The organism is Streptomyces sp. LBL (assembly GCF_029893585.1).
In the GTDB taxonomy this organism is placed as follows: domain Bacteria; phylum Actinomycetota; class Actinomycetes; order Streptomycetales; family Streptomycetaceae; genus Streptomyces.
This window is the reverse complement of record NZ_JARXYX010000081.1, coordinates 1-2,893: the sequence shown is the minus strand read 5'-3', so window position 1 is coordinate 2,893 and position 2,893 is coordinate 1. Positions and strand designations below refer to the sequence as shown.

Here is a 2,893-nt window from a genome sequence, read left to right as displayed (position 1 = left end):
AGGCTCTTTTGGACGCGTCCCTGTAGATCGTCGATGGCCTCAATCAGGTGGTGATTGAGGTCGCCGGTGTAAGGCTGGACCAGTCCGACGAGGGATTCCTTAGCGAATCCTCGAGCGGCCGCCTCGCGCCTCTGCATCACCCGCTTGGAAACAAAGTGCCCGGTTTCCGAAGCGATCGACCAGAACCGGAACAAGCCGTACCAGACAAAACAGGCTTGCAGGAAGGGTCTGATGGGCAGCGTACGACCAGTCCACGGCGAAGAAACCGTGGGACCCCCACCGAACAACGATTCGTCGAGCACCCAGCTCTCCATAGTCTCATGCATATACAGAAGCCCATGGATCGACTCGTGCACCACCCCTTCCGCGATGGTCACTTCGTCCACAAAAGACAACTGAGGATTGCCGAGCACGGAACGCCCGACATACTGGGCGCAGGATCCGGAAGAAAAGATGCTCTCACTGTCGTCACGGACAAGAATCAGCGTTTTGGTGAATTTTTCGACGAACCGCAAGATCTCGCTGTTCACCAGGCTGATGCATTCGGTGGCCGCCGACAGTTTGGCCAGCGCGTCTTCTCTCTCAGTGCCGCTCAGCGACACGTGACACTCGGTCACAGCGAAATCGACTCCCTGGACATCGACACTCAGGGCATACGGGCTGTCCAGATCAAGAGCCGCGATGCCTTTGACTGAGGGGGCATGGACGACTCGCCCGCCCGGAAGGATCAAAGCGTCTCCCAGGGCGGTCCACACAGGGTCCGAAATCGCCTCTGCCGTCTCGCCGTCGCGGGCCAACTCAGCTCGGACAGATTTGATCAAGCGTCGTGCCGGGGCGGTGACATCACGCGACACATCTGGCCACATCAGAAAGCGCGTGGTCTCGGGCGCCAGCAATACCCTTCCGAGCGAATCATCTTTCAGGCGGGAGAGCTCGACGAGTACCTCTGATTCGAGCTCGGGATCTTCCGCCCCAACCTCCATGAGGAATCTACCTAGGTTCCTGCCGACCAAGTCGGCATAACCGTCGTGAATCTCTTCACCCATTCCATCAGTGTCACACCAGCTGAGGACAGAATGGAATTTATCGATCGCTGACACAAGCCTTCATCCCAGGTTAGCGCGTGACGTAACAAGCATTCGACTGCCAGGCGGGACCGCCTAGAGAAATATCTCTCTGCACAATGCGAGCGACATGACTGATCACCATGAACAGGTTTTCACAATGCACGCTCGCATTGGAGAACGATGCCTCCTTCGACCATCGGTGCGGCATCTCGCCCCCGCCGCACACCGCATACACCGGGCATCGTAGACAGCCGTCCGGAAGAAGGTTCTGATTGTTCAGCCCGAGTTGATAAAGCCCTGTCTCCCGCAGGCTTTCGATGGTGTGATGCAGGACATTGAGATGAGTAAGGGTCATGCCATCACCACAGATCCTCAAAATATCCAGCGGCTCCAAGCTTCCGTCCGTCTCGATGACCACATCGGTCACTGGCTGCGGGCCCAAAGCATTGATGACCGAGTCGCCTCCCACCAGCAACTGAATGAGGGACTCGAACCATCTGATCCTCACCTGTGCATCAGCGTTTCCGTACCACTCGTCGAACAAATCGATGTAGTATCGCCCGAGCATTCCCTTGTCCCAAGGGGGCCTTTCCTCGTGGTGATAATCCGGCCAGAGGAAATCCATTTTGCGCACACCCATATCGATCAGGTGCCGCAGCACCTCGTTTCCGGAAAAACGTGGATCAGCCACCACTAGCACGCCCCAGGGCGGCGCCTCGCCTTCCATGGCCGCCAGAAGTTCGATGGATTTCCGTACTTGCTTGTAGCTTCCCTTGCCCTGATGATTCACTCGATGACGATCGTTCCAGACGGCCGGGCCATCAAGACTGACGCCCACCTGAACTCCATGACTCGCCAACAGCGAGATCCACTCCGAATCAAGGAGAACACCGTTGGACTGAATCGTGAGCGAAACCTTCACGTTGTAGGGAGTCTCCCTCCGAACGTCTTCCAGAAATCTCCTCATCCAGGGCTTTCCGACGAGCAGAGGTTCACCTCCATGAAGTGCGATGATCACTTCCGGAACGCCATGACGTGCTGCGTAACCGGTGAGCTGACGAACGGCCGCCGTGGCAACCGCCGCATCCATGACCCGCGGGCGTGTCTTGTAGGTCGTGTCTCCCTTGTTGTAGATGTAGCAGTAGCTGCAGTCAAGATTGCATCTGGAAGAAATCTTGAGAATGCAGGACAGAGGTAGGATATTTCCGTCCGAACGCACCGAGAGCATAGAATCATCCTTGACGAGGAATGGCCTGGACGGGAAATTATTAATTCCTGTCGACTTCACAGCCGAGCCCTTATCGGATTTGGTTCCGAGACATCAGCCACACGCCACTGTCCTCAGAATTTCAACCTGTTCCCGTAAGGGCTCACTGCGAGCAACGGACCTGCTGTGGGCGGAAAACTGCGTTACCGTCGCCTGGGTGATGATTCACCCTCTCTACATCTCCGGCCCGCTCCAACTCCGGCTGAAAGTGAGCCGCCTGTAGCCGACCGTCACGGGGGGCTGACCACCCTCACGGACCTCGAGCGCGGCACGCAAAATCGGATTCATGTCCCCGACGGCGTCCCTGAGTGCTTCGACGTCCGCGATAGGAATTCGCACCTCGACTTGTTGGGGGTTCTGTTCGGGCTGCGCCACTTTTCCTCCGTTAATCGATGGATCAAGTTACTGGAAGCGGTTTCGACGATACCTGTATTTACGGTCGCACGCGAGCAGACAACTGCTCAAGTTGCTCCAGTAGGAACCAAATTCACCCGGACAGCGCTACCCATAAAATCACTGGCTCTTTCATGGCCGACGATGCGGAGAACCGCGGCTAAAA

2 protein-coding genes are annotated in these 2,893 nt (G+C 56.9%); both read right to left on the bottom strand.

Annotated features, from left to right (window positions below; translation table 11 throughout):
• Positions 1-1,046: hypothetical protein (locus M2271_RS42310; protein ID WP_280892797.1), on the bottom strand; the 1,046-nt coding region annotated here is incomplete at its 3' end.
• A 70-nt stretch (positions 1,047-1,116) separates the two neighbouring features.
• Positions 1,117-2,355 carry a radical SAM protein gene (locus M2271_RS42305; RefSeq protein WP_280892796.1) on the bottom strand — a complete coding sequence of 413 codons (1,239 nt, stop codon included), beginning with the start codon at positions 2,353-2,355 and terminating at the stop codon, positions 1,117-1,119.
• Positions 2,356-2,893 lie beyond the last annotated feature (538 nt).